This window comes from Arsenicibacter rosenii, assembly GCF_001870735.1.
Classification (GTDB): Bacteria; Bacteroidota; Bacteroidia; order Cytophagales; family Spirosomataceae; genus Arsenicibacter; species Arsenicibacter rosenii.
Window position 1 is genome coordinate 269254 of sequence record NZ_MORL01000002.1, and the last position, 24239, is coordinate 293492.

General features: G+C 50.6%; 22 protein-coding genes. 11 read left to right on the forward strand and 11 right to left on the reverse strand.

Translation table 11 applies throughout. The annotated features are described in order from the left end of the window. Window positions 1-42: 42 nt before the first annotated feature. Entirely contained in the window at window positions 43-1038 is a 996-nt protein-coding gene (locus tag BLX24_RS05060) for a glycosyltransferase family 9 protein (RefSeq protein ID WP_071502001.1), read from the forward strand. 411 nt (window positions 1039-1449) lie between these two features. Here the strand turns inward: BLX24_RS05060 and BLX24_RS05065 are convergent, their stop codons facing one another. Next, window positions 1450-2700: a bifunctional 3,4-dihydroxy-2-butanone-4-phosphate synthase/GTP cyclohydrolase II gene (locus BLX24_RS05065; protein WP_071502002.1), complete on the reverse strand. Its 1251-nt coding sequence runs from the start codon at window positions 2698-2700 to the stop codon at window positions 1450-1452. A gap of 301 nt (window positions 2701-3001) precedes the next feature. Between BLX24_RS05065 and BLX24_RS05070 the strand changes: the two genes are divergently transcribed. Genes BLX24_RS05070 through BLX24_RS05080 form a run of 3 tightly spaced genes read left to right on the forward strand, consistent with a single transcriptional unit; the run spans window position 3002 to window position 6375 of the window. Continuing rightward, window positions 3002-4942 carry a T9SS type B sorting domain-containing protein gene (locus tag BLX24_RS05070; protein WP_177225781.1) on the forward strand — a complete coding sequence of 647 codons (1941 nt, stop codon included), beginning with the start codon at window positions 3002-3004 and terminating at the stop codon, window positions 4940-4942. 12 nt (window positions 4943-4954) lie between these two features. Continuing rightward, window positions 4955-5302 (forward strand): YbaB/EbfC family nucleoid-associated protein, encoded by a 348-nt coding sequence (locus BLX24_RS05075; RefSeq protein ID WP_071502004.1) that lies wholly within the window; start codon window positions 4955-4957, stop codon window positions 5300-5302. Window positions 5303-5340: 38 nt separating this feature from the next. Next, a complete protein-coding gene (locus BLX24_RS05080; protein ID WP_071502005.1) occupies window positions 5341-6375 on the forward strand; it encodes a glycosyltransferase family 2 protein in 1035 nt (344 codons plus the stop codon). Here the strand turns inward: BLX24_RS05080 and BLX24_RS05085 are convergent, their stop codons facing one another. Continuing rightward, complete coding sequence (locus BLX24_RS05085) at window positions 6376-6597, reverse strand: PspC domain-containing protein (RefSeq protein ID WP_071502006.1); 222 nt, start codon at window positions 6595-6597, stop codon at window positions 6376-6378. 330 nt (window positions 6598-6927) lie between these two features. Between BLX24_RS05085 and BLX24_RS05090 the strand changes: the two genes are divergently transcribed. Beyond that, complete coding sequence (locus tag BLX24_RS05090; protein ID WP_071502007.1) at window positions 6928-7125, forward strand: cold-shock protein; 198 nt, start codon at window positions 6928-6930, stop codon at window positions 7123-7125. A gap of 93 nt (window positions 7126-7218) precedes the next feature. Here BLX24_RS05090 and lysS read toward each other — a convergent pair whose 3' ends face one another. After that, a complete protein-coding gene (gene lysS / locus BLX24_RS05095) occupies window positions 7219-8967 on the reverse strand; it encodes a lysine--tRNA ligase (protein ID WP_071502008.1) in 1749 nt (582 codons plus the stop codon). Between the two features lie 233 nt (window positions 8968-9200). Between lysS and BLX24_RS05100 the strand changes: the two genes are divergently transcribed. Next, complete coding sequence (locus BLX24_RS05100) at window positions 9201-10055, forward strand: SPFH domain-containing protein (protein WP_071502009.1); 855 nt, start codon at window positions 9201-9203, stop codon at window positions 10053-10055. Window positions 10056-10060: 5 nt separating this feature from the next. Beyond that, window positions 10061-10252, forward strand: coding sequence for a type II toxin-antitoxin system antitoxin (locus tag BLX24_RS05105; RefSeq protein WP_071502010.1), 192 nt, complete (start codon window positions 10061-10063; stop codon window positions 10250-10252). Window positions 10253-10297: 45 nt separating this feature from the next. Here BLX24_RS05105 and BLX24_RS05110 read toward each other — a convergent pair whose 3' ends face one another. Both BLX24_RS05110 and BLX24_RS05115 read right to left on the reverse strand, forming a co-directional pair. Then, on the reverse strand, window positions 10298-10978 hold the full coding sequence (locus BLX24_RS05110; RefSeq protein WP_071502011.1) for a hypothetical protein: 681 nt from the start codon (window positions 10976-10978) through the stop codon (window positions 10298-10300). Between the two features lie 283 nt (window positions 10979-11261). Beyond that, window positions 11262-12035 (reverse strand): type III pantothenate kinase, encoded by a 774-nt coding sequence (locus BLX24_RS05115; RefSeq protein ID WP_071502012.1) that lies wholly within the window; start codon window positions 12033-12035, stop codon window positions 11262-11264. A 170-nt stretch (window positions 12036-12205) separates the two neighbouring features. On the opposite strand from BLX24_RS05115, the gene BLX24_RS05120 reads away from it, so the two are divergent. After that, window positions 12206-12517, forward strand: a complete 312-nt coding sequence (locus BLX24_RS05120) for a DUF4296 domain-containing protein (protein WP_229201705.1) — start codon at window positions 12206-12208, stop codon at window positions 12515-12517. 38 nt (window positions 12518-12555) lie between these two features. Here the strand turns inward: BLX24_RS05120 and lpcA are convergent, their stop codons facing one another. Continuing rightward, window positions 12556-13131 (reverse strand): D-sedoheptulose 7-phosphate isomerase, encoded by a 576-nt coding sequence (gene lpcA, locus BLX24_RS05125; RefSeq protein WP_071502014.1) that lies wholly within the window; start codon window positions 13129-13131, stop codon window positions 12556-12558. Window positions 13132-13212: 81 nt separating this feature from the next. Then, the gene (locus BLX24_RS05130; protein ID WP_071502015.1) at window positions 13213-14955 is read right to left on the reverse strand and encodes a hypothetical protein; all 1743 of its coding nucleotides are present in this window, start codon (window positions 14953-14955) and stop codon (window positions 13213-13215) included. Between the two features lie 90 nt (window positions 14956-15045). Between BLX24_RS05130 and upp the strand changes: the two genes are divergently transcribed. Beyond that, window positions 15046-15690 carry a uracil phosphoribosyltransferase gene (upp, locus tag BLX24_RS05135; RefSeq protein WP_071502016.1) on the forward strand — a complete coding sequence of 215 codons (645 nt, stop codon included), beginning with the start codon at window positions 15046-15048 and terminating at the stop codon, window positions 15688-15690. Here upp and BLX24_RS05140 read toward each other — a convergent pair. Continuing rightward, on the reverse strand, window positions 15687-17111 hold the full coding sequence (locus tag BLX24_RS05140; protein WP_071502017.1) for a T9SS type B sorting domain-containing protein: 1425 nt from the start codon (window positions 17109-17111) through the stop codon (window positions 15687-15689). The genes upp and BLX24_RS05140 overlap by 4 nt on opposite strands. Before the next feature lie 138 nt (window positions 17112-17249). After that, on the reverse strand, window positions 17250-20324 hold the full coding sequence (locus tag BLX24_RS05145) for a carboxypeptidase-like regulatory domain-containing protein (RefSeq protein WP_071502018.1): 3075 nt from the start codon (window positions 20322-20324) through the stop codon (window positions 17250-17252). Window positions 20325-20642: 318 nt separating this feature from the next. Here BLX24_RS05145 and BLX24_RS05150 point away from each other — a divergent pair, with 318 nt between their 5' ends. Together BLX24_RS05150 and BLX24_RS05155 are read left to right on the forward strand one after the other, a co-directional pair. After that, on the forward strand, window positions 20643-21554 hold the full coding sequence (locus BLX24_RS05150) for a DUF3089 domain-containing protein (protein ID WP_229201706.1): 912 nt from the start codon (window positions 20643-20645) through the stop codon (window positions 21552-21554). A gap of 371 nt (window positions 21555-21925) precedes the next feature. Beyond that, entirely contained in the window at window positions 21926-22996 is a 1071-nt protein-coding gene (locus tag BLX24_RS05155; RefSeq protein WP_071502020.1) for a mannose-1-phosphate guanylyltransferase, read from the forward strand. 60 nt (window positions 22997-23056) lie between these two features. Here the strand turns inward: BLX24_RS05155 and BLX24_RS05160 are convergent, their stop codons facing one another. Together BLX24_RS05160 and BLX24_RS05165 are read right to left on the reverse strand one after the other, a co-directional pair. Then, window positions 23057-23614, reverse strand: a complete 558-nt coding sequence (locus BLX24_RS05160; protein ID WP_071502021.1) for a hypothetical protein — start codon at window positions 23612-23614, stop codon at window positions 23057-23059. A gap of 87 nt (window positions 23615-23701) precedes the next feature. Further along, the gene (locus BLX24_RS05165; protein ID WP_310590771.1) at window positions 23702-24079 is read right to left on the reverse strand and encodes a DUF4783 domain-containing protein; all 378 of its coding nucleotides are present in this window, start codon (window positions 24077-24079) and stop codon (window positions 23702-23704) included. Window positions 24080-24239 lie beyond the last annotated feature (160 nt).

The following is a 24239-nucleotide window of genomic DNA, read 5'->3' on the forward strand; positions in this document are numbered from 1 at the left end:
TGAAGTAATGTCGCGGAATTACCTTTTGCTCACTGCCAGTTAATGATAACGACAAGTACTGCCGGTCGGTTCCTGATCATTCAGACCGCGTTTATTGGTGATGTTATTCTGGCAACGGCGTTGCTGGAACAGCTGCATGCGCAATTTCCGGCAGCACGGCTGGATATGCTTGTCCGGCAGGGAAACGAAGGGCTGCTGAAAAACCATCCGTTTCTGAATGAGATACTGATCTGGGAGAAAAAAAAGCGGAAATACGGGAGCTTGTGGGCACTGCTGAAACAGATTCGCCGTACCCGATACGATAGCGTAATTAACCTGCAACGTTTCGGGGCTACCGGTGCGCTGACAGCCTTCTCGGGAGCCGGTGAAACCATCGGTTACGATAAAAATCCGTTTGCCCGCTTTTTTACGCGTACCGTGCCGCACCGGATTCAGCCGGGCGTGCACGAAGTCGACCGCAACGCCGGGCTGATTGCTCATCTGATGCCTGAACCCCTGCGCCTTCGCCCGAAGTTGTATCCGTCGGCGGCTGACTATGCAGCGGTAGCACCTTATCAGACGGGGCCTTACGTTTGCATGGCCCCTACGTCGGTCTGGTATACCAAACAATTCCCCCGCGAAAAATGGGTCGAACTGATCGGGCAGTTGCCGGTGGAATATACCATCTATCTGTTGGGGGCTCCCTCTGATAGCAATGCCTGTGACTGGATTGTGGCCGAAACCAGGGGCCGCCGGCCGGTGATCAGCCTGACCGGGAAGCTGTCCCTGCTTCAGTCGGCCGCGCTGATGCAGGGGGCAGCCATGAACTATGTGAACGATTCCGCACCGATGCACCTGTGTTCGGCGCTGAACGCGCCCACTACTGCTATTTTCTGCTCAACGGTACCGGACTTTGGCTTTGGGCCGCTTGCCGACGATTCCCGTATTCTGGAAACAAAACTGGATTTAGACTGTCGCCCCTGTGGCCTGCATGGATACAAAAAATGCCCGCTCGGGCATTTTAACTGTGCATATTCAATTGATGTACAGGGGGCGTAGTGCGTAGTGCGTAGTGCATAGGGCATCACTGCTCTCCGCTCTTACTCCTCTGCTTCACAAGGCCCGTAGGGCCGCTACAGCTCAGCGTCGGTAGCATTCGGTGGCATTTGTTTGCATGCAGCGTCGGCAAAAAACAACCATTTGCGAAACCGCCGCGTGCCGTCAGGTACGCTACCGGTTCTGTACCTGACGGCACAGAAAAAAACGCGCTGAATTAATGGGCTACCGAATGCTACCGACTTCATGCTACAGACGCTGCGCTGTTGAAGCCCTACGGGCTTTTGTGGCATAGCGCATAGCGCACAGTGCGTAGAGAGCATAGCGCCACATTGCGCTACACACATTGCGCTACACCCTAAACTACAGGCCCTGTATGCTACACTTATGCTCCACGCCCTGTGCGCTCCGCTCTTATCCCTTTGCTCCCAATGACAGCGTGTGGCCCATTTTATCGCGCTTTGTCTGAAGATAGCGCTCGTTGTAGGGGTTAGATGGCAGTTCGATCGGAACAGACTCGATGATTTCGAGGCCATAACCCATCAGACCAGCCCGCTTTTTCGGGTTGTTGCTGATCAGGCGGATTTTATGAACGCTCAGATCGCGCAGGATCTGAGCCCCTACGCCATAGTTCCGGGCATCCATCGGGAGGCCCAACTCAAGGTTAGCTTCTACCGTGTCGCGCCCCATTTCCTGGAGTTTGTACGCTTTCAGCTTATTCAGCAGACCAATGCCGCGACCTTCCTGATTCATGTACAGCACTACACCTTTACCTTCGCGTTCGACCATTTCGAGGGCCGCGTGCAGCTGACCGCCGCAGTCGCAGCGGCATGAGCCAAAAATGTCGCCGGTAACGCAGGACGAGTGAACCCGCACCAGCACCGGCTCATCAGGGCTCCAGGTACCTTTGACAAGGGCCAGGTGCGTCTCGTCGGTATCAATCTGTTTAAAGGCGATCAGGTCGAAGTGCCCCCATATGGTCGGCATATCCACGCCAATCTCGCGGCGGATCATGGTTTCCTGCTGCAGGCGGTATTCGATCAGGTCCTGGATGCTGACGAGCTTCATGCCGAAGCGGTCGGCCATTTCGCGCAGTTGCGGCAGGCGGGCCATGGTACCGTCTTCGTTCAGCACTTCAATCAGGACACCGGCCGGTTTCAGGCCTGCCAGTTTCGCTAAGTCGATGGCTGCTTCGGTATGGCCGGTCCGGCGGAGGACGCCTCCTTCGGCAGCCTTGAGCGGAAAAATGTGGCCCGGGCGGCCAAGGTCATTCGGGTCGGTCGTCGGTTCGGCCAGTGCCTGAATGGTTTTTGCCCGGTCAGAGGCTGAAATGCCGGTTGTGCAGCCGTGGCCCAGCAAGTCGACCGAGACGGTAAACGGCGTTGTATGAATGGAGGTATTGTTGCCAACCATCATTTCCAGACCGAGCTCTTCGCAGCGTTCCTGCGTCAGAGGCACACACATAAGGCCGCGCCCCTCCTTGATCATGAAGTTGACCATCTCGGGCGTAATTTTCTCCGCCGCACAGATCATGTCGCCTTCATTTTCGCGATCTTCGTCATCCACAACGATTACGATTTTCCCATCGCGGATGTCAGCAATGGCGTCCGCGATGGAGTCCAGCCTGATCGGCGCCGGTGCTGAATTGGTATTATTATTGCTCATGCCTTTGTTTGATGTATCAAACGACGCCGGTTTATCGTCAAAGGATAACCTGGCAATCCTGTTGAACGGGTATTATCTTTGATCGGTCGGCAACCGTTGATTTGAAACCATAACGACTGGCAACAAAGATACGTTTCCCAAGGCGCTAAAATGTCAAAAGATGCGTTGTAAGAACAGAATCAAGCCGTCTTTCATAACGAAAAAAATCATTACTTCTGTGAATATCAACAATTACCGGAACCGGATACGCTGCAGACAAAAAAGTGTAGTTGGCCTGTGGATGGCGCTTTTCGTTTTTCTTATGAGTATCGGGACAGGCAATCAGACATTCGGACAAAATCTGTGTAATACGCCGGGCGGGGGAGGGTTTACACTGGCAGCTCCATCAATCTGTCTGGGAAAGAGTGTTGTTGTAACACCGGACGCCGGTCTGGCTAATGATTCCTATGTCTACTTATATGATGGCGTTGCCAGTGTGAGTGCCCTTGCTGCACAGGCAATAACAAATCGTGGCTTCCAGTACGCACAACCTGGCTCGTATACTATCCTTCAGCTTGCCTCAAAGGGAGCAACCGGAGTGACTGCTTGCCAGGTAGTTACGGTTTATCCGACGTCTAAGCTGGAATATACCTATCAGATTTGTCCCTCACCGACGGGGGCCGGGTATACAGTCAAACTGAACTTTACGCTGGACGCCATTACGAAGACTTATGATAGGATTGAGGTAAACTGGGGGGATGGCCAGGGAGTTAAGTCATATCCGATGAGCAGTGTCGGCAATATTTCCTACACCTACACTAACCCGGGCAACTACCTCGTACAGGTCAATGGCGCATTTAACGTGAATGTAGGGTGTATTACGGAAAAAAATATACAAAGCATTCCCGTCCGGCCGAAAGACAAGCCTGTCATTACGACGCTGACGTCAACGGGTGCCGGAGCAAAGATCGATGTCCAGGCAACGCCGGGAGATGTGGTAGAGCTTTTACAGAAAAACGGCGCAACCTTTCAGCCGACCGGGTTAACGGCGACTAACGGGGCCTCCATCAGCGTATCGGGTACGGGCGGTGCAACGCAGTGTTTTCAGCTTCAGGTGAAAGGAGGCTGCGCGACAGAACTGTCGGATGAAGTCTGTACCCTTAACTTATCGGCTGTTGCCGGCAATCAGCAGAACACCCTCACCTGGCAACCCTACGAAGGGAAAGGCTACGTAGCGTTTGCTTCCGGTTATTCAATTAGCCGGACCGATAACGGGGCAACAGGTGCTCCCTCTCAGATTACAACACCCTCTACCGTGAGCACCAAACAGCTTGTCGATAACAACGGTATTCAGTGTGGTGTACAATATTGTTATACCTTACAGGCCCGCATGCTGACGGTGAGCGGCTTCCCGACCACTGTGATCTCCAGCCCTGTATGTGTTACCGGACAAAGTGCGGCCTTACCCGCTGCCCCGACCAATCTACAGGTATCGGTAGCCGATAACGGGCAGATTGAGGTACGTAACGTTACGGCTGGCCTGCCCACGTCGTTTACCATGCTGGTGCTGCGGGCCGATAGCCCGGCAGGGCCGTTCCAACAAATCGGCTCAGTCAGTAATTCAACGGTCTTCAAAGATCCCGGCGTTAATCCGAATGATCGGTCATACTGTTACCAGATTGTATTCCAGAACAACTGCGGTAACGTGTCAACGCCTTCAAAGCCTGTTTGCAGTGTCTGGCTAGGTTCGCTGTCTACCGGTATTGACTGGACGGCAGATTCGCCGTTTACGCCGGGAACCGTTAGCCGCTATGTGCTGGAAATTTACGATACCGGAACCAATACCCTGTACAAGGAGATTCCGTTGGGTGGTAATACGCATTATGAGCCGGACCCGAATGATCAGTCGACGCAAACGTTCCGGTACCGGATACGCGCCGAGTCGGCTACGGGCGAGAGTACATCAAATTACTTCGAGTTAAAGCGAAATGCCAGTATATTTGTACCAACCGCGTTCACACCGAACGGCGACGGGCAGAATGACCGCTTTCTGGTGTTGGGTACATTTCTGGACAATTTCGAAATGATTATCTACTCCCGCTGGGGTGATCCGATCTATCAGACAACCAGTCTGACGGAAGGTTGGGACGGCAACGTCGGCGGGCAGCAGGCACCAGCCGGGACATATGCCTATCGGATCAACGTTCGGGATAAAGACGGGCAGCAGATTGTGAAGCGTGGTACAATAACGCTGCTCCGCTAAACGGAAAACGATATGTTTGGGAACTTAGGAAATATGATGGACATGTTCGGGAAGATGAAAGATATTCAGGCCCGGATGAAAGAAGCACAGTCGACTCTGTCGGGCATCACCGATACCGGCGAAGCGGGTGCCGGTATGGTAAAGGCAACGGTTAACGGGCTGCGGCAGGTACTGAAAGTCGAAATCGACCCGGATGTCGTGAAGCCGGAAGACCGCGAGATGATGCAGGATCTGATTGTGGCGGCTATTAACAAGGCCATGGAAAACATTGAGCCTAAAATTCGTGAACACTTAAAGAAATCAACAGAAGGTTTGTTGCCGAATATCCCCGGGTTTGATCTGGGCAGTATGATGCAATAGAAAGTGGTATTCACCCACTAACCACTTTCTACAGATTCATGGATAAGCTTGCAATTGTTATTCTTAATTACAACGGCCTACACTTCCTGAAACAGTTTCTGCCATCGGTGATTGAACACGCCGATGGCTTTCGTGTTTATGTAGCCGACAGTGCTTCAACCGATGCCTCGGTTGCTTTTGTACGGAAAACCTTTCCGACGGTCCGTGTCATTGAACTGCATCAGAACAAAGGCTATGCCGGTGGCTATAATCTGGCTCTGGAGCAGCTCCGGCAGCAGTATGGCGGAGCAACCTACTACGCTTTAATTAACTCCGATATTGAAGTAACCCCGAATTGGTTAGGTCCGGTTGTGCGGCTTATGGATGCCAACCCGGCTATTGGTGCCTGCCAGCCCAAAATCCGGGATTACAACCGCCGCGCTTATTTCGAACATGCCGGAGCGGCCGGTGGCTTCATGGACAGCATGGGCTATGTATTCTGCCGGGGGCGGGTTTTTGCCACCTTCGAGACCGACGAGGGCCAGTATAATGATAACCGCCGGGTGTTCTGGTCAACGGGCGCCTGTTTTGTGGCCCGGGCCGACGTGTTTCATGCGGTTGGTGGCTTCGACGACGACTTTTTTGCCCATATGGAAGAAATTGACTGGTGCTGGCGTATTCAGCAGCAGGGCTACGAAGCCTGGGCCTGTGGCGAGTCGGTAGTATACCATGTCGGGGGCGGCACGCTGCACAAATCAAATCCGCACAAAACCTTCCTGAATTACCGCAACAGTCTGTTTATGCTTTATAAGAACTTGCCGGGCGGGAATCTGTGGGGCAAGCTGCTTTTCCGGCTGGTAATGGATGGCCTGTCGGCGCTCTTGTTCATCCGCGAAGGGCAGTGGGCCGATGTATGGGCCATTGTCCGGGCGCATTTCGCCTTTTATGGCGCCCTGGGCCGCTTACGCAGGCAGCGTAAAGCTCTTCAGCCGCAGGTATCGCTGAGTCGGTTGCCTGTTTATCAGAAAAGTATTGTCTGGCAGTATTTTGCGCAGGGGCGTAAACGTTTCAGCGAGCTTTCTGCCGAATGCTGACTAAAGGTCCCAGATGGTTGGATGAGCGTTGCGCCGAACGTGTTTTTTGAGCTCCATCCAGAAAGCAAGGATAAAATAAACAATGACCGGTGAGCCGAAAGTCAGGAATGAGGTGTAAATAAAATAAAGCCGTATACTGCTGGCCGAAATGTTCATTTTTTCGCCAATACGAGTGCAAACGCCGAATGCCTGTTGCTCTACGAAATACCGAAGCTTGTTCATGCCAGAACGATGTTTAAAAACGGAAAGCAATTTACTCAAATAACAAACAAAGTGCCAGCTTTACCGACCAGTAACGTATAAAGTTACCAATCGGTCAAAATGTTTTATTTTATGGGAAATTAATTTTTTGCGAAACATTGTTTGTTACTGAAACAATTTTATTTACTTTGTGACTAGAGAAAGGCGATATAAGCATATTTTATCCCATTCCGACAAAGTCCGGGATTACATCCTGCCGAGTACACGCTGTTTGCATAGTCTGGGCCTGTTTCACGTTCTTTGTTAGACCTTCGATGAGCATGTTCTATTTCTAATTTTTTATTATTTTTTATGCAAACAGGTGTAGTAAAGTTCTTTAACGAGAGCAAAGGTTACGGATTCATTGTTGACGATGCGACTGGCAAAGACATTTTTGTGCATATCACTGGCCTCAACGGAACAACAATCCGTGAAAAAGATCGTGTACAATTTGATGTAGTGGACGGCAAAAAAGGCCTGAATGCTACAAAAGTCAAGAAACTAGACTAAATGGTGCCATATATACAGTGCTCCATCACGAAATAAAAACCCCTTCCTGTTATCACAAGAAGGGGTTTTTTGGTGCCCTGCTGATCGCGTGGTTTACGCTACCCAGGCCTTAACGTCGTCGATTTTCGGCATCGGAACGTCCATCTTCAGCTTCTTGCGCACACCTCCCAGATCGTTGAACAGCTTGTTTGGGTTCGCCGCTTTCAGTTGCTCAATGGTCAGGAAACCAAGCTGCTGAACCGCCGGAATCCACTCCTTCGGTACACCTGCCCCGATGTATTCTGCCTCAGTGGCTACTTCCTGTTTCTTTTCCGGACGCATCTGCGGGAAGAATAAGACTTCCTGAATCGACGGCTGGTTGGTCATGATCATCGACAGCCGGTCGATACCCAGACCGACACCGGCGGTTGGCGGCATGCCGTATTCCAGCGCACGCAGGAAGTCGTCGTCCAGAGCCATGGCTTCTTCATCGCCGCGCTCGGCCAGCCTCAATTGCTCCTCAAACCGCTCGCGCTGATCAATCGGGTCGTTCAGCTCGGAGTAGGCATTCGCGATTTCCTTACCATTGCAGATGGCTTCGAAACGCTCCACCAGCCCCGGCTTGCTGCGGTGCTTTTTCGTCAGCGGCGACATCTCAACCGGATAATCCGTAATAAATGTTGGCTGAATCAGCTGGTGTTCAACGGCCTCGCCAAAGATTTCGTCGATCAGCTTTGACTTACCCATGGTATCATCGGTTTTGATCCCACGTTCTTCGGCAACCTGACGCAGGGCCGCTTCGTCCATCTCTGAGACATCGATGCCGGTATATTCCCGGATGGCCTCGAACATCGTCAAACGCTTCCACGGACGCTGGAAATTGATCAGGTTTTCGCCGACCTGCACCTGTGTGCTGCCCGTTACGTCGATGGCGACTTTCTCCACCATTTCTTCAATGGTATCCATCATCCAGAGGTAGTCTTTATAGGCTACGTAGAATTCCACCTGCGTAAATTCAGGGTTGTGGAACCGGCTCATGCCCTCGTTCCGGAAGTCTTTGGCAAACTCAAATACCCCGTCGTACCCACCAACGATCAACCGTTTCAGGTATAGCTCGTTGGCAATACGCAGGAACAGCGTCATATCGAGGGTATTGTGGTGGGTCCGGAATGGCCGCGCGGCCGCTCCGCCGTGAATGGGCTGGAGAATCGGCGTTTCTACTTCAAGATACCCACGCTCGCTCAGGAAGCTCCGGATCGAGTTAACCAGTTTGGTCCGCTTGATGAATACTTCCCGGACCTGCGGATTCACGATCAGGTCGACATACCGCTGGCGGTAGCGCTGCTCCGGATCGGTAAACGCATCGTACGTTTCTTTCTCCCCCTTCTCATTCACGACCTCTTTCACCACCGGCAGCGGACGCAGAGACTTATTCAGAATCTTAAATTCCTTCACATAGACTGACAGCTCACCGGTTTGGGTCGTAAACACGTGGCCTTCAACACCGATGATGTCGCCGATGTCCAGCAATTTCTTGAAAACGGTGTTGTACAGCGTTTTGTCTTCGCCCGGACAAAGGTCGTCGCGACGGAAATAGAGCTGCATCCGGCCGCTGGCGTCCTGCATTTCGGCAAACGCGGCGCTTCCCATAATCCGGAAACCCATCAGACGACCAGCTAAGCGTACCTTACCATAGGTGGCATCGCCCGAAAGGTCGAGGCCGGGTTCGGGGGTTATGTTGGCCCGCAGATCAGCAATGTGCGCGGTCACATCAAACAGTTCGGCAGGATAAGGGTCAATGCCCATACGCATCAACTCTTCCCGTTTATTCCGTCGGTTTATCTCCTGTTCGCTCAGGTTCATTATCTGTATACAGTGTTTGGTAAAATAAGGGAAACCACCCGTTAACGCGACCGGCCCCTATGAATTTGGTCTGCAAAATTAGCTATAAAGATGTTGGGAATGAAACCGACTCTTACTGAAGCGCTTTCTTTTCGGCCATTGGTCAGATCGGGTTGCCATTCATCCGGAAAATGCGGGCGATTTACCGGGTTATTACTACTATTGTGCTATCAAAACAATATCACTAAACCATCATGAGCGAAAAGAATTTAACATCCATCTCGGGCTACATTTTATTACTGATTGGCCTGGTATTATTATTCGGGTCACCATTTCTGTTTATAAACGGAGCAATTGTGGCCGGCGTTTTTTGTGTCTTTGCGGGCATTGTTGTGCTCACAGGACTGGCAGTGATCAACCCGAACGAGGGAGTCGTAACCACGTTCTTCGGTGATTACATGGGTACAATGAAGCAGACGGGATTGCGGTGGGTGAATCCGCTGTATTCAAAGCGGAAAATCAGCCTTCGGGCACGAAACCTGAACGGACAAACGTTGAAAGTAAACGATAAAATGGGTAACCCCATTGACATCGCCGCCGTTGTAGTCTGGAAAGTGACGGATACGGCAAAAGCACTTTTTGAGGTAGATGATTACCAGCTGTTTGTTCAGATTCAATCAGAAGCGGCTGTCCGTCACCTGGCCAACTCGCACGCCTATGACAACATGGAAGGGGAAGGAGTAGCCGAAGTGACGCTACGGGATAATACGGGTCAGATCAATGAAGTTCTCGAAAACGAACTGAACGAGCGTCTGGAGCGTGCAGGCGTGTCGATCATTGAAGCCCGGATTAGTCACCTTGCCTATGCGCCTGAAATTGCAGGGGCAATGCTGCAGCGCCAGCAGGCTTCGGCGGTTGTGGCGGCCCGGAAACAGATTGTCGACGGGGCCGTTGGCATGGTTGAAATGGCCCTGGCCCGATTGGCAGAAAAAGACGTGGTTCGCCTTGACGAAGAGCGCAAAGCAGCCATGGTCAGCAATCTGCTGGTTGTATTATGTGGAGAGAAGAACGTGAGTCCGGTAGTTAATGCCGGAACCTTGTACAGTTAATTGGCATGGCGACGGAAAAAAAAGCATTTGTCTTACGTATTAGCCCGGAAACGCTGAAAGAGCTGGAGCGGTGGGCACAAGAAGAGTTTCGGAGTGTTAACGGACAGATTGAGTTTATTCTGCACGATGCCCTCCGCAAACGAAAGAAATCCGTTCGCCGTGACGATGCTGAGAAAGATACTGCTGAAGCGAATTAGTCAGGGCCTCCCAAACCGGGAGGCCCTTTTACTTGTATATGAAACCTAATCGACCGAAATAGGGGTTGCCTCTTCTGCTTGCCCACGGGCGGTAGTCGTTGAGGAGGCCGCTTCCTTCAGCAGATTATACTGGGTAATCATCATCAGGCGGCTCATGGTATTTTCGGTATCGAGCTCCCTGGCCTTAACAAACGCTTTTAGTTCAGCTCCGAACTCTGTCTGAATTTGCGGCCACAGGCTACCGTTAAACTCATCAAGCGGGATAAAGGTATCGTTGGTATAGACGACATAGTTAAAGTTGTCGTAGTCTTTAATGAGCTGATCATCATTGCCGTAAGACGCCGTACTCGAAAGCCGGAGCGGTTCTTTCGCATGCCGCAACCGTCGGTAAACCGTCATAACGCCAGTGGTTATCGTCTCCAGAAAAACCGGCCGGTATGTTGACCGGCGAACCGGAAAATCAACCGATGCGAACTGCCGGATGTCATTGGCATTTTCGTCAAAATACATGAATGAGCGCACTTGCGAAGGCGAAAAGGCCTTGATGGTTCCGTCGGGCAGTTTCAGTTGCAGTACTTCGGCTTTCCAGTTGTAATTCAGACTACCCGCCATTTCGGCGCCGTTATTGAGTTGTAGTTTACCGGTTTTCCAGGCTATGTCGTCTTTTGCCAGGCAGGTGCCTGCTGCGGTTACCCAGAGCAGGGTAAAGAGTATGTATGTTTTCATAACGTTCTTCGTATTTGCTGTTGCGGCGTAGCAACAATGCTGTCTATGAAGTAACGTTCTGAAAAAAAGGTGCCAGCTCTAACCGGCTGATCATTAATGGCTACGAAGATGTAATTATTCGTAGTAAATGTTAAATTTTATTAATAAGAGAGGTCGTTTCTGACGTAAAATTTAACTTGCGGTTAATGGATTTAACAGGCGGGCAAACAGCAAGCGAAACGGCATGTGGATACATTTCCTCACCTTGAGGAATGCTGCCTACTGCAACGGTAAAACTATTGATTTACAGATGTTTCTGCATGGTCTCGCCAATCAGGCGAACCCCATCGAGAGTAAGCGACGGAATGATGTCTTCGAAGACATCCCGTAATGACGGAATTTTACCGGACAGGCCGCCGGTCGCAACCGCAATGCAGTCTTGGTTAAGTTCGGTCTTGATTTGCCGGACCAGGTGGCGCACTAACCCCTCGTAACCCATTACAATCCCGGCCTGAATGGCGTGGGTGGTGTTCTTGCCGAGCGCTGAGACCGGTTTTTCGATGGGGACTTCCGGTAGCTGGGCCGTATTGGCAAACAGGGCGCGAATAGCCGTTTTGAGGCCTGGTGTGATGGCTACGCCCAGAATTTTTCCCTCACCCGAGACCGTAGTAAACGTCAGGGCTGTACCAAAGTCAACGATTACGCAGTTGCGCCGGTAACGGGTATAGGCTGCCAGTGCATTGGCGACCAGATCGGTGCCGATCTCATGCGGACGCAGGATGTCGAGGGGTAAAAGCGGGTAAATGCCGGGACCGACAACAATCGGTTGCCTGCCAAACAGATTGGTCAGCATATCGCGCATGGTCGGCGTCAGCAGGGGAACAACGCTGCTCAGCACAGCAGTCTGAATCGAACTTAATGCGATGTTTGCTTCGAGGAGCCAGAAACGCAGGCGGTTTTCGTAGGCGAGTGCGGGCTCGTCTGTGCGTGCCGGTGTACGCCAGATATGCAACCAGGCGTTGTTATGGTATAGCCCGAAAACGGCGTCGGTATTGCCGACATCAATGGCAAGTAGCACGATTTTGCTGATGGGTAATGAATCAATGAACGGAGCGGGCCGAATTGCTGTTCACCCGATAAACCACTCCACCTTAGTACGAAAGTAAGAGAAAAAATTCTATGCGCTGTAACAATTTACGCGGTTTGCTATTTTGGGTGATGGTAATCGCCACATTATCAGGCTGTAGTATGGGCGATCAAAAGCCGGATAATTTAATTCCGCCGGATAAAATGGCTGATGTATTAACGGAAATCCACCTGGCGGAGTCACGGGTTAGCCGGCTGAATCTCCGCTCGCTCGATTCGTCTAATCTGGTCTATCAACGGCTGGAGGGGCAGATTTTTAAAAAATTCGCTGTTGATACCTCTGCTTACCGCAAAAGTTATGCGTATTATTCATCGCATCCGGTTGAGCTGGAGGGTGTTTATAAGCAAGTGACCGAAAAATTACAGAAGAAAATAGATGCCGGAAAAAAAGGTAGTAAGCGCCCGACTCCATAAAAAAAGCCCTTGTCATCTGTACGACAAGGGCTTTTTTATCAGCCAATTACCAGTTTTTCGATCAGCAGGATAAACAGGTGAATTACCTTGATATGTACTTCCTGAATCCGGTCGGCGTAGCCAAAGTGCGGTACCCGGATTTCGACATCGGCTTTACCCGCCAGCTTGCCGCCGTCTTTACCGGTCAGTAAAACGACTTTCATCCCTTTTTCACGGGCAGCCTCAACCGCACGGATCACGTTGGCTGAGTTGCCGCTGGTACTGATACCCATCAGTACATCGCCCTCATTGCCCAGACCTTCGATAAACCGGGAGAAGATAAACTCAAACCCATAGTCGTTGCCTACGCACGAAATGTGACTGACGTCAGAAATGGCAATGGCGGCCAGCGAACGCCGGTTGTCGCGGTAGCGGCCCGAAAGTTCTTCGGCAAAGTGCATGGCATCGCAGTGAGAACCGCCGTTGCCGCACGAAATAACTTTGCGGCCTGATTTGATGGCATCGGCCATGACAGTGGCGGCCGCTTCGATGGCCTCCAGATGAGCCGGATTGGCGAGAAACGCATCCAGAACCGACCGCGCTTCGGTCAGCTCCTGACGAATAATATCTTGCATGTTAAGTAGGTTACCATATGTAATTGCAGGGCAAAACTCCTGAATTGGCAGCAAATCACAAATGATAACGACAAAAGTTTATTAATAGACAAGGTTACGATACGCAAAATTCCAGCGCGCTCCGAAGGTCAGCAGGTTGCTGGCGTATTCCGACGACCGGAACTGGCTCGACCGCAGCCGGTAGGTATAACGTGCATCCAGAAACAGGTTGTGTTTAAACATGTAGCTGGCGCGCCCTTCGGCATACGAAATGATTGTCTGCCGTCCCTGACCGATAAAATTGCCTTCGCTCCGAAAGCGGGTATCGTAGTTCTTCAGAATATCCCGTCCGTAGTTCCGGCCCGGCGGATCGTCGCCGTACTGCATGACACTAAACAACCCGGATACCGTCAACCGCTGGTGCTGAAAGCGGGCAATGCCCAGCCACTCAAAGAAATTGGCGCCCAGCGGATGGGCTAGCGGCTGGTTGTAATGCACATAGTTGGTTTGTCCGCCAAAGTGTGAATACGTATAAGGCCGTGCCATGTTGAACTCACCCTGGAGGTCAAGGTTCTGTATGCCGAATGCGTCAATATACTTTAAGCCTGCCTGTGTGGCGTATTTATTTGTCCAGGAGCCATTACCGGCCCGCAGATCACTGATCCGGAATTCATCCAGCAGGATTTGCCCGTAGGCCATAAAATGCTTGAGGAAGTTTACCTTCAGATCGATTCCCGCCAGCGTATTGTCGGCACTGCCCCGGTACGACTCCACAAACCGGTACAGAATCACGGGGTTAAGGTAACCCAGTTCGAGCCGGTCGCGGCTGTAGACAACGGCTTCGAATACGCCCAGATTGATGTTTTTGGTCAGGTTGACACTCAGGTGGTGCATGGCCATGTACTTCTGCGGGACCAGCTCGTTGGCCGGAATACTTGCCTGTACGTTCTGTAGCTCGGTAAAGAGGTTGGTGTACTGGAACCGTTTACCGAAGCGAGTCGTCAGTTTCAGGAACAGATACGGCGCTGCATTATCGGACAGAAACAGGGAACGGTAGCCGTTGCCGATAAAGTTACGGTCGTGCCCGAACTGGACATTGATGGCTTTGAGAACATTGAATGTAAAATGGCCGCGGGCTGCCAGAAAATCGGCGCCACGGTTGCGGTATAGCTTAGCCAGCCCTTCGCCGGGAGCAAAACCTGCATCGGTTTCCTGGCGTGCATAAACCTGACCGTATTCCTGAATGTATTTCGGGTAATAGGCCTGATTATCGGCAAAGTAGGTGTAGAAACCCAGCTTTTTCATGATTGTTCCCCGCACTTCGAGCCCCCTGGTGTTGGTATACAACAGATTGTTGTTACCGGCCTCGCGGGTATAGTCCAGATAAATAACCGGACTGACATGCAGGTCGAGCTCGGGTGTCTGCAGACTGTAGAAATCAGATTTTTTCTTGTAGAAGATACCGAAAAGCGGTTTTTCACTGTCGCCTTGTTGGGTACCGGCAACAATAGAGTGGCGGGCGAGCGGATCAACCTTGACACTGTCGGCAATGGGTTTTATCCATTCCCAGCTATCATCCCGGAGATAACCGAGGTTAAACCGGTCGGTGGCCGAAAGGGGGTAATCCTGATTCGTGAGTACACTATCGGTCAGTTGGATAACACTTTGCCGGTTATAGGCTTTGAACGAGCTATGGAACCCTTCTGACCAGCGGCCCTGGCGGATTTCCATGCGGTCGATCAGATGATAATAGTCAGTATTTAGCGGAATGTATGGGCTTTGCGCAAGTGCTGACGAACAAAACCCAATCAGGCACCCCGCCAGAACAGGCAGCGGCTTTTTCATAATTAGCCGACAAATTAGGTATCTTATTTGGATTAACAGGTGTCCTGTTGCTAAATTACCGCTCTCCTCCGCGAAACGATCCGTCACATTATGTTTGTTTTTGCTCATCAGTCTTCCCTTGCCAATCAGTATATTGCTGAATTGCGTGATGTTAACTTACAAAAAGACCGGCTTCGCTTCCGGCGCAATTTAGAGCGTGTCGGTGAGCTGATGGCCTATGAATTATCTAAGGTACTGCCTTACCAGAACACAAAAGTCGAGACGCCGCTCGGGATAGCCGAAACGCAGCTGCTTATCCGGCAGCCGGTTCTGGCAACGATCATGCGCGCCGGCCTGCCGTTCCATCAGGGCTTTCTGAACTACTTCGACCATGCCGACAATGCGTTTGTCGGCGCCTATCGGGGTTATGCCAGCGACGACGATGAGTTTGAAATTGAAATGGACTACATTGTCGGTCCTGACCTGACGGGCCGTACTCTGATTCTGGTTGACCCTATGCTGGCAACGGGCCGGTCCATCGAAAAAGTATACCACGCCATGCTCCGGTACGGGATTCCGGCCCAGACCCACATTGCTGCGGTGATTGCCAGTCCTGAAGGGATTGGCTTTTTACAGGAGCGTTTGCCGCAATGCCGTCTCTGGCTGGGAGCGATTGACGAACGCTTAAACGATCACTATTACATTGTGCCGGGGCTGGGCGATGCCGGTGATCTGGCGTTCGGGCCAAAGGTTTAATACAAAACCTGTACGCTGCCCCGGTAAGGCTTCTGATGTGGAATCTGTATCTGATAGGTATAAGGACCTACCGGGACTTTTTCTGATTTAAACGTGCCGTCCCAGGGGGTGATATACCCTTTTGAGCTGAACACAACCGAACCCCAGCGGTCAAAAATGGTAACGACCGCTTCTGTCAGCGACTCGATGTTCTGAATCTTCCACTCATCGTTGACACCGTCACCGTTGGGTGTAAAGGCCGACGGCATATACAGATAGGTCTCACAATAAATATTGACACCCTGCGAGACGGTATCTACCCCGCAGTTGTAGAGGAATTTTTTCTGAACCGTGTAGTTCCCCAATTCATTAACTGTCAATGTAGCCTTGGTTTCTCCTTCCAGATCAACCCCGTTGCGTTGCCATTGGTAGACAAATTTAGGATCGCTTTCGGTGGCTAGTGTCAGAGGCGTTGACTCGCAGTGCAGGATTGCTGACAGACTGGCTCCGTTGGAGGTAATGGCGGGCGGTGTCGTTTTATTCTGCTTACAATCCACGACGACAAACTGGAATTCCCGCTGTACCTGCCCGATCTGCTTACCGCCCCGGAATTCTTTAACCAGTACCGCAAAGGAATACAAACCCAGCTGACTGGCCGTAACGGTGAGCTCGCCCGTCGTCGGATTAATCTGTAGGGTAGGATTGCCGGGAACGGCTTTGGCCGCGCTGAAACCGCTGACCCAGTTTATGGCCGGGTATGTCGGGTAGGAATTGCCGGTACCAAACACGTTGGCACGGGTGGTATAGCCCGCCAGTGGATCAACCAGTTCGTACTGTAGCCGGTCGCCGTCTGCGTCTGTGGCCTTGAAACTTACTTTAAATGGCCGGTTGATGCAGACATAATCGGCAGGAGGGACACCAAAATCCGGTGATGAGTTCTGAAACCCGATACCGCTTTGGACAACGGCCGGAAAATCGAGCCGGAATAACTGACCGGTGTTGCCGGGGTTTTGAATATTGGCAATGTCTACGTTCCGGCAGCATCGTTCGTAGATAACATAATAGCCCTGCGGATCAGTATACTTACTGGCCGGCAGGTTCACCAGTTGTGAATAAACCAGTATATCCAGATCCAGTTTCAGCAGTGCGTCACAGGCCGACGTACTCTGAATCAGCGGAGTCGATGGCCCTTTGATGAGATCAAAGCGGTCGACACGCTGGTTTGTGCTTTTGCTGAAAATATAAACACCAAGGACATCATCAATACTGTTCGGTTCCAGATTACGTTTATCAATGAACAATGATAGCGAAAGATTGTAGAAACCAGGTGTAGCAGAAGCCTGCAAACTCATGTTGCCACCGTAGATATGGTTGGCTTTCAGTGTGTTGCTATACAGGAGCCCCGCTAACAGAGCAAACAGTAAGTGTAGATGTCTTTTCATAATCCTTTCCGCCTTCACGATTTTTGACCCATAAAAATACAAAAAGCCGCGTTGAAAATAACGCGGCTTTACTTTGTGGTAAAAGGTTAGGGTAAGAAACAGGGAATTAAAATCTGACTCCGGAGGAGCCGGGCGTCGTTAGTTCATCAGCTCATCGAACGTCAGCGATACGTAATACATCGAACCTACATTAGCACTGCCGAATGCCTGATAGTATGTTTTGCCACCGATGTTGGTGCCACCTACTTTCAGGATAGATTTAAACGGCTGTATTTTATAGCTAACCTGCGCATCGAAGTTGGTAATGGCTGGTACCTGCGTATTGCTGAATAACGGCACACCGATGGTGGTTGGCTGAATAAAACTTGCTTCGTAATTGAAGCCATCCTGATGACGCAGCGCCAGGTTGAATCCTAACTTGTTGCTGCTGGTGATCCGGCGGCCAAAATTGATATTGAAGCGGTTTTTAGGTGTATTGAAACCGGCATATTGCTGCTCAGGGGTAGGCGTAAAGTTTGCCAGGTTGTTGTTCGCGAAGTTACCACCAACATTGAATCCGCGTGGCAGCGAATAGTTCAGGCTGATGGCAAAGCCGTTGACCTTAATTTTACCCGGGGCGTTGGCCGGCCGTGAGTATCCTTTGAAATAACCTGCTCCGATACCTGATTCGATAGGTAAGCCCGGAGCGGCCGGCTGTGTTGGCACAACGATTACTGTACCCCCCAGGAAGTTCGTATACGTGCTGTTGTAATAATACGCATCGACAAACAGTTTTTTAGCAATCAGACCTTTGTAGCCAAATTCAATTGACTGAATACGTTCCGGTTTCAGCGGCGTTGCCTGATATTTCGGCAGTTTTGCCAGCGCGAAGGCCGGCGCCAGCTGATTCACCAGGCCGGGAACCTGTGCCTGCAGAATGCCGGGCAACTGCGCCTGCAGAACCCCTGGCAACTGCGCCGCGACACCTTGCTGAATGGCGGCGGCAGCGTTGGCTGCCGGTAACTGACCCGCAGCCACCAGAGCATTCACCTGAGTGGTTACCGCAGCCGTTACCTGAGTCGTTATCTGAGCCGTAGCCTGTTGTGTTACTGCCGCCGTTGCGTATTGGGTGGCAGCCTGCACAATGGTTGGATCATCTTTGATTTTCTGGGTAATTACTGCTGTCGACAGGTTATCGCGCAGGATACCGCTGCTCAGGTTATACCGTGCGTCGAACTCCGGCAGACCGCCGATCAGCGTGCCGGCCGGTGTTGGCAGGTCGATGTACTGGTTCTGGGTCGTCGGGATCCGGAAACCGGTCTGGTACGAAATACGCAGGTTCTGGTCGCCGAACGAGCCAACTGCCGAAACCCGTGGTGAGAAGACACCGTCGAAGTTTTTGTTCTTATCATAGCGCAGTGAACCGGTCAGTTTCAGGTGGTCGCTGAACAGGTTTTTACCGGCCTGCACAAATGCACCATATTCATTGATCGGAATAGTACCGCCACGACCTTCTTTCGTATCCGCAAAGAGCGTTCCGTTTGACCGGAGCTGATACTGACGGAAGTTGGCACCTACCAGCAATTCCAGGAATTTGATCTGGTTTTTGAAGTTATAAACCCCTTCTGCATGGTAGAGGTTGGTTTTATCCAGGAATGCGCCGCCACCGTCTACAATGGCTTTGTTACGATATGTATCTAACAGCGATTTGAAGGCATCTGTACCCGGAACCGGCATGCCTTTGTCGGCTGTGGCACGGGCGGTTACGTGTGCGTCTTCGATAGACTGACCGGCGGCACGGGCCTGCGCAAATGCACCGGTGTATTCACCAAACCAGGTCGCGTTAGGTTTGATCGCGTTCAGCATGTTTACGGCAGTCAGACCGGCAGTATAGGACTCGCCTGAGCGTTCCTGTGTTGTGTAGGCACGCAAGGTGAAGTTATCGCCGCGCAGTTCCAGTTTGGCTTGTGTCAGGCTGAAGTTCCGCAGCGAATACCGGCCGGTACCAGTGTAAACCGTAGTACCCTGACCATAGTTGATCTGTCCGATGGCTTCGACACGGTTGTTGATCCGGTAGTGAAGTGCGGCGTTGGCCTTGAAGCTTTTGGTATTATAATCAACCAGATCGCGCTCCATGTAGCCCGTACGGCTAACCACCTGATTAGGCACCAGGCTGGCTAATGATGCCGGTAAGCGGCCCGCCGTAACCAGTGAATTGGCCACACTGCTGATGTTTGTCTGAATCTCGTCACCGTAGATGTTAACACCGTCATAATCCGGATTAACGCCTTTTACGCGGGTGCCGTTCTGAGTGCCGCCAACGTTCAGGTTGGTGTAATTGTTGGCTTCCCAATCCTGGGCACGGATATAGGCCAGGTTTACCTTGAAGGCAAACTTGTTGTTAAACGCCTTCGCATACCGCAGCGAAAAGTCGGTGAACGGTGTCGTTGTTTTGGTCCGTCCCTGGGCCGACATCACACCCGCTTTGGCCGTGGCGCTCAGGCCCTGGTACAGAAACGGGCTTTTGCTGTTCATCAGAATCAGGCCGTTAATGGCGTTCGGGCCGTAGAGGGCAGAGGCTGCTCCCGGTAAGACTTCCACACTTTCTACGTCGAGTTCAGGCATACCCACAATGTTGTCGACCGGGAAGTTCAGACCAGGGGCCTGATTGTCCATACCGTCGATCATCTGCACCGTCCGTGGGTTACCGGTTGAGTTAAATCCACGGGTATTGATGGATTTGAAGAGAAGCCCCTGGGTAGTCATGTCTACACCTTTCATGTTGGCAATGGCATCGTAGAACGAAGGCGCCGCTGTTTCACGAATGGCACGGATATCCATTTTTTCTACGGCTACCGGCGACTTCATGACACTTTCCTCAACACGGGAAGCCGCCACCACAACTTCCTGACCTAAGACAACCTGCTCTTTTAGCTGGACGTTAATATCAGAGCGGTTACCGGTGATGGTAATCTCCTGGCCTTCATAGCCAACAGACGTAACCACAATGTTGAATGGAGTCGGAACGTTCGTATTGAGCGAAAAGTTACCTTTAGTGTCGGTAATCGTACCGATAACTTTACCTTTGATGGCAATACTTACCCCGGCGAGCGGTTCTTTACTGATACCATCAGTAATGCGGCCCGATAGCTTGGTTTGGGCCATCGTTGTGAGCGTCACCAGACACAGGATGACCGTTAAGTAACGGTTCAGCCACGTAGTTGTTCGTCTCATAGATAGATTGGTTTCGTAGGTTGCTTGTGAATCATTAAGTAATCGCAAAACTAAAATTATTCTATTCATTTTGTTCAAAAAAATCTTTTTTTAATAGAAAAAATGGCTCGCATGGATCAATGGCCACTGCTTTACCGACAAATAGGTTTATATAAGCATAGATTGTCACCAAAACCGATTTTTGATCTCATATTAATAATCAGCATATCTGGCTTTATCGTAAGTTGCCAGCGCGGCCCTTACCGGATTGCTATTGGTTATGATTCATTTCCGGTCCCTGTAGCCCCTTCTTATGCGGATCCGGCATCGTGGGCCGCTTTGCCCGACCGGCAAGACGCCGCCGATTCGATTCCGGCCGGTGCACCGGTGCAGGACGGGCAGAAACAAGCAACGGCCGATGTTTTTTTCATACACCCGACCATTTATACCGGCAAACCGCAAGGACCCTCGGCCTGGAACGCCGATGTGGCCGATGCCGTCATGAATAAGTGGGTCGATCAGTCAACGATTCTCAATCAGGCCTCGGTTTTCAACGGGTCGTGCCGCGTGTTTGCCCCCCGCTACCGGCAGGCACATTACTATTCGTTTCTGACTAAAAATAAGGCTGACAAGGAGAAGGCACTGGAGCTGGCGTATGAAGATGTAAAAGCTGCGTTTCTGTATTACATGAACCATCACAACCGCGACGCGGCCGGCAAGGCCAGACCCATTATTATTGCGGCCCACAGCCAGGGAACAGTACATGCCAGACGGTTACTCGCTGAGTTCTTTGACGATAAACCCTTGAAGCAACAATTAATCGTAGCCTATCTGGTCGGTATCGCCACGCCGGCAGACATTTTTAAAACGATTCCGGCCGGTGAAGCCCCCGATCAGACCGGTTGCTTTGTGTCGTGGAATACCTTCTCGCGGAATTATGTGCCGGCTTATTATACGGATGGCCTGAACAAGGCCTTATGTACGAACCCCTTAACCTGGTCTTCTTCGGATAAATACGCAGAGTATAGCCTGAATAAGGGCGGGGTAGGCCCGAAATTTAATCTGCTGGCGAGCCCTGCGGATGCGCAGGTACATGACGGCCTGCTCTGGATCGGGCGTCTGCACGTGCCCGGAGCCGCTTTGCTGCGTACGAAAATCTGGCATCGGGCCGATTATAACCTCTTTTGGATGAATATCCGTGAGAATGTTGCCCAACGGATTCAGGCGTATAGATTACAGGCTATGAAGTAGTAAGATCAGTAATGTGCCTGACTGACATCATGTTAATCAACTTATTGATAATAGCGCTAACAGGCTATCTGATTAGGAAGAGATTGAAACCCTGGTTACGGAAACAGATAATTCGAAGGCGACTGAGATAAACTAAAAGAAAAATAAAAATAACTTGTAGTTAGCTAATATAAATTATGGTTTACTTAAGAGGTGTACGAATAGGTTTTGGGTAAACCATAATTTTTTTATACATATGTCTGTGCATAAATGATTACGGTCAGTAAGAAACCGGCCAAAGCATAAAGTTTTTAATTAATTCATTAACAAAATCGCATTTTTGTACGCTATTTTAGACAGGATTCAATTCAATCAGATAAGGACAAATATCAATGAATAATACATACGTAGTCATTATGGCGGGTGGTATCGGAACACGTTTCTGGCCATTCAGCCGTACAACTAATCCCAAACAATTCCATGATGTACTAGGTACCGGCCGCACCCTGCTTCAACAAACGGCTGATCGTTTCGCCGGTATCTGCCCGGCCGAAAATATATATGTAGTTACCAGCGAAAAATACAAGGACCTGTGCCAGCAGCAACTGCCGCAGTTATCGGATGAGCAGGTGCTTTGCGAACCAATCGGCCGTAATACGGCACCTTGTATTGCCTATGCCTGTTACAAAATCCGCGAACATAACCCGGATGCAAACATTGTTGTGGCCCCCGCTGACCACATTATCCTGAAAGAAGACGAGTTTCGCCGGATTATCCGGATTGCGCTCAACGCCACGCAGGAGCGGGATATCCTGGTTACGCTGGGCATTCAGCCAAGCCGGCCGGATACAGGCTACGGATATATTCAGTACCTGCCCGACTCAGAAGGTGATCTGAAAAAGGTGAAGACCTTTACGGAAAAGCCGCATCTGGAACTGGCTAAGCAGTTTGTCGACAGCGGTGAGTTTGTCTGGAACGCCGGTATTTTCGTCTTTAACGTTAATGCCATTACCCGTGCGTTTGAAGCGTTTCTGCCGGATCTTGCCGAAGTATTTGAAGAAGGGAAGCCGTCTTATTACTCCGATCTGGAAATGGCATTTATCAGTAAGGCCTATTCGCTCTGCAAAAACATCTCGATTGATAACGGGGTGATGGAACGGGCCGATAATGTCTATGTCGTCCTGAGTGATTTTGGCTGGTCGGATCTGGGTACGTGGAAGTCGCTCTATGAAGTATCCGAAAAGGACAGCAGCGAGAACGTAATAGATGGAAACGTGATGCTGTACAACACGAAAAACTGCATCATTAAAACACCGGCGAACCGGCTGGTGGCCATCAACGGACTGGACGGCTATATCGTTGCGGAATATGACAATGTACTGCTGATTTGCCGCAAAGAAGAAGAACAGAAAGTGAAAGACTTTGTGGCCGATGCTAAAGACAAAGGCGCGGAGTTTGTCTGATCAAGTAAACGGGACCAGGGGAAAATCAGTTTCCCCCTGGTCCCGTTTGCAGCATACTTTTTATTTAATCAATTCCTTCCGTTTCAGGATTGTTTCGAGGAATTTAAGATCATGCTCGCTGTTGAAAATACTGAAAGGCCAGTAGATAAACTGCGCTTTTGACAAGCCACGGGTTACTGTTCTGGCAAACCAGCTGGCTTTCACATTTTTTAGCGCCTGTTCGTTGTCGAGGAACACGATATAGGCGTCTTTATCCTTCACTACGTCCTTAATCTGATCCCACTTCAGCAGTCCGCCTTCCTTGGCGTTGATGCGCATCAGAATCTGCCGACTGTCGATTTCATAAATGTATTTATCGAAAAGGGGTTTGCTTTGCTCCATCTGAGAGATACCGGTGATTTGCACGGCCCAGAACAGTACATACAGAATGGTGAGCAGGAGAATAACGATGTAGATCCAGATGTTGGGATAAATGCCTGTAATGCCCAGAATCGCGTTCACCAAAATCAGACCGAGCGGGATAAAACCCCATTTCCAGTTATCTTTCACCCACAGGCGAAGCGCTATGTTGATATACGTCTTTTGATCGATCGCGTATTTTTTTGTTTTGACAATCATAGTACCTTAAAATGAAGGCACAAAGATAAAGCGATTTATGGTTTCCGGGGTATGACGATCCGGCCAGAGCGCAGGGTTTTTTTACTTTCACTTGTTCTTCCTGACGTGCAGTGTATTGATCACCAGCTGGCGGTGTGCATCCTGACGCATCAGCACATACACTGAGAAAGCCTGATCCTGGGTTTCGTAAATACCGGTACTATACCGCAGCTTTGTCGTATTCCCCTGATAAATGTACTGAAAGCGGCGGGGCGGGTGCTTTCTGAAAAAGGACTGCAGGATCAGTTCGGCATGATTGGCTGATACCGAAGGGAAGTCAACGGTCTCAGATTCAATGACTAATTCAATCTGTTTGTCGAATAGCATGGATAACTGGTGGGCCTGACCCCGCTGAAGGGATTGTTTTAAGATTTCAACAGTATTGCTGTCTGAAGAATTACCAAGGGTAATAGTAAGAAACAACAAGGCTACGAAAAATGTGTAACACTTTTTTGCAATACGGTTCATAAACAATAAGAAATAATTGCTGAATTTGCTTTAGAGGTCTGTCAAATGAATTTAAGTGTTACTGTTGTTTTTGAAAATTTCATTTGACATATACTCACGCTCGGCGAAAATTGTGCCA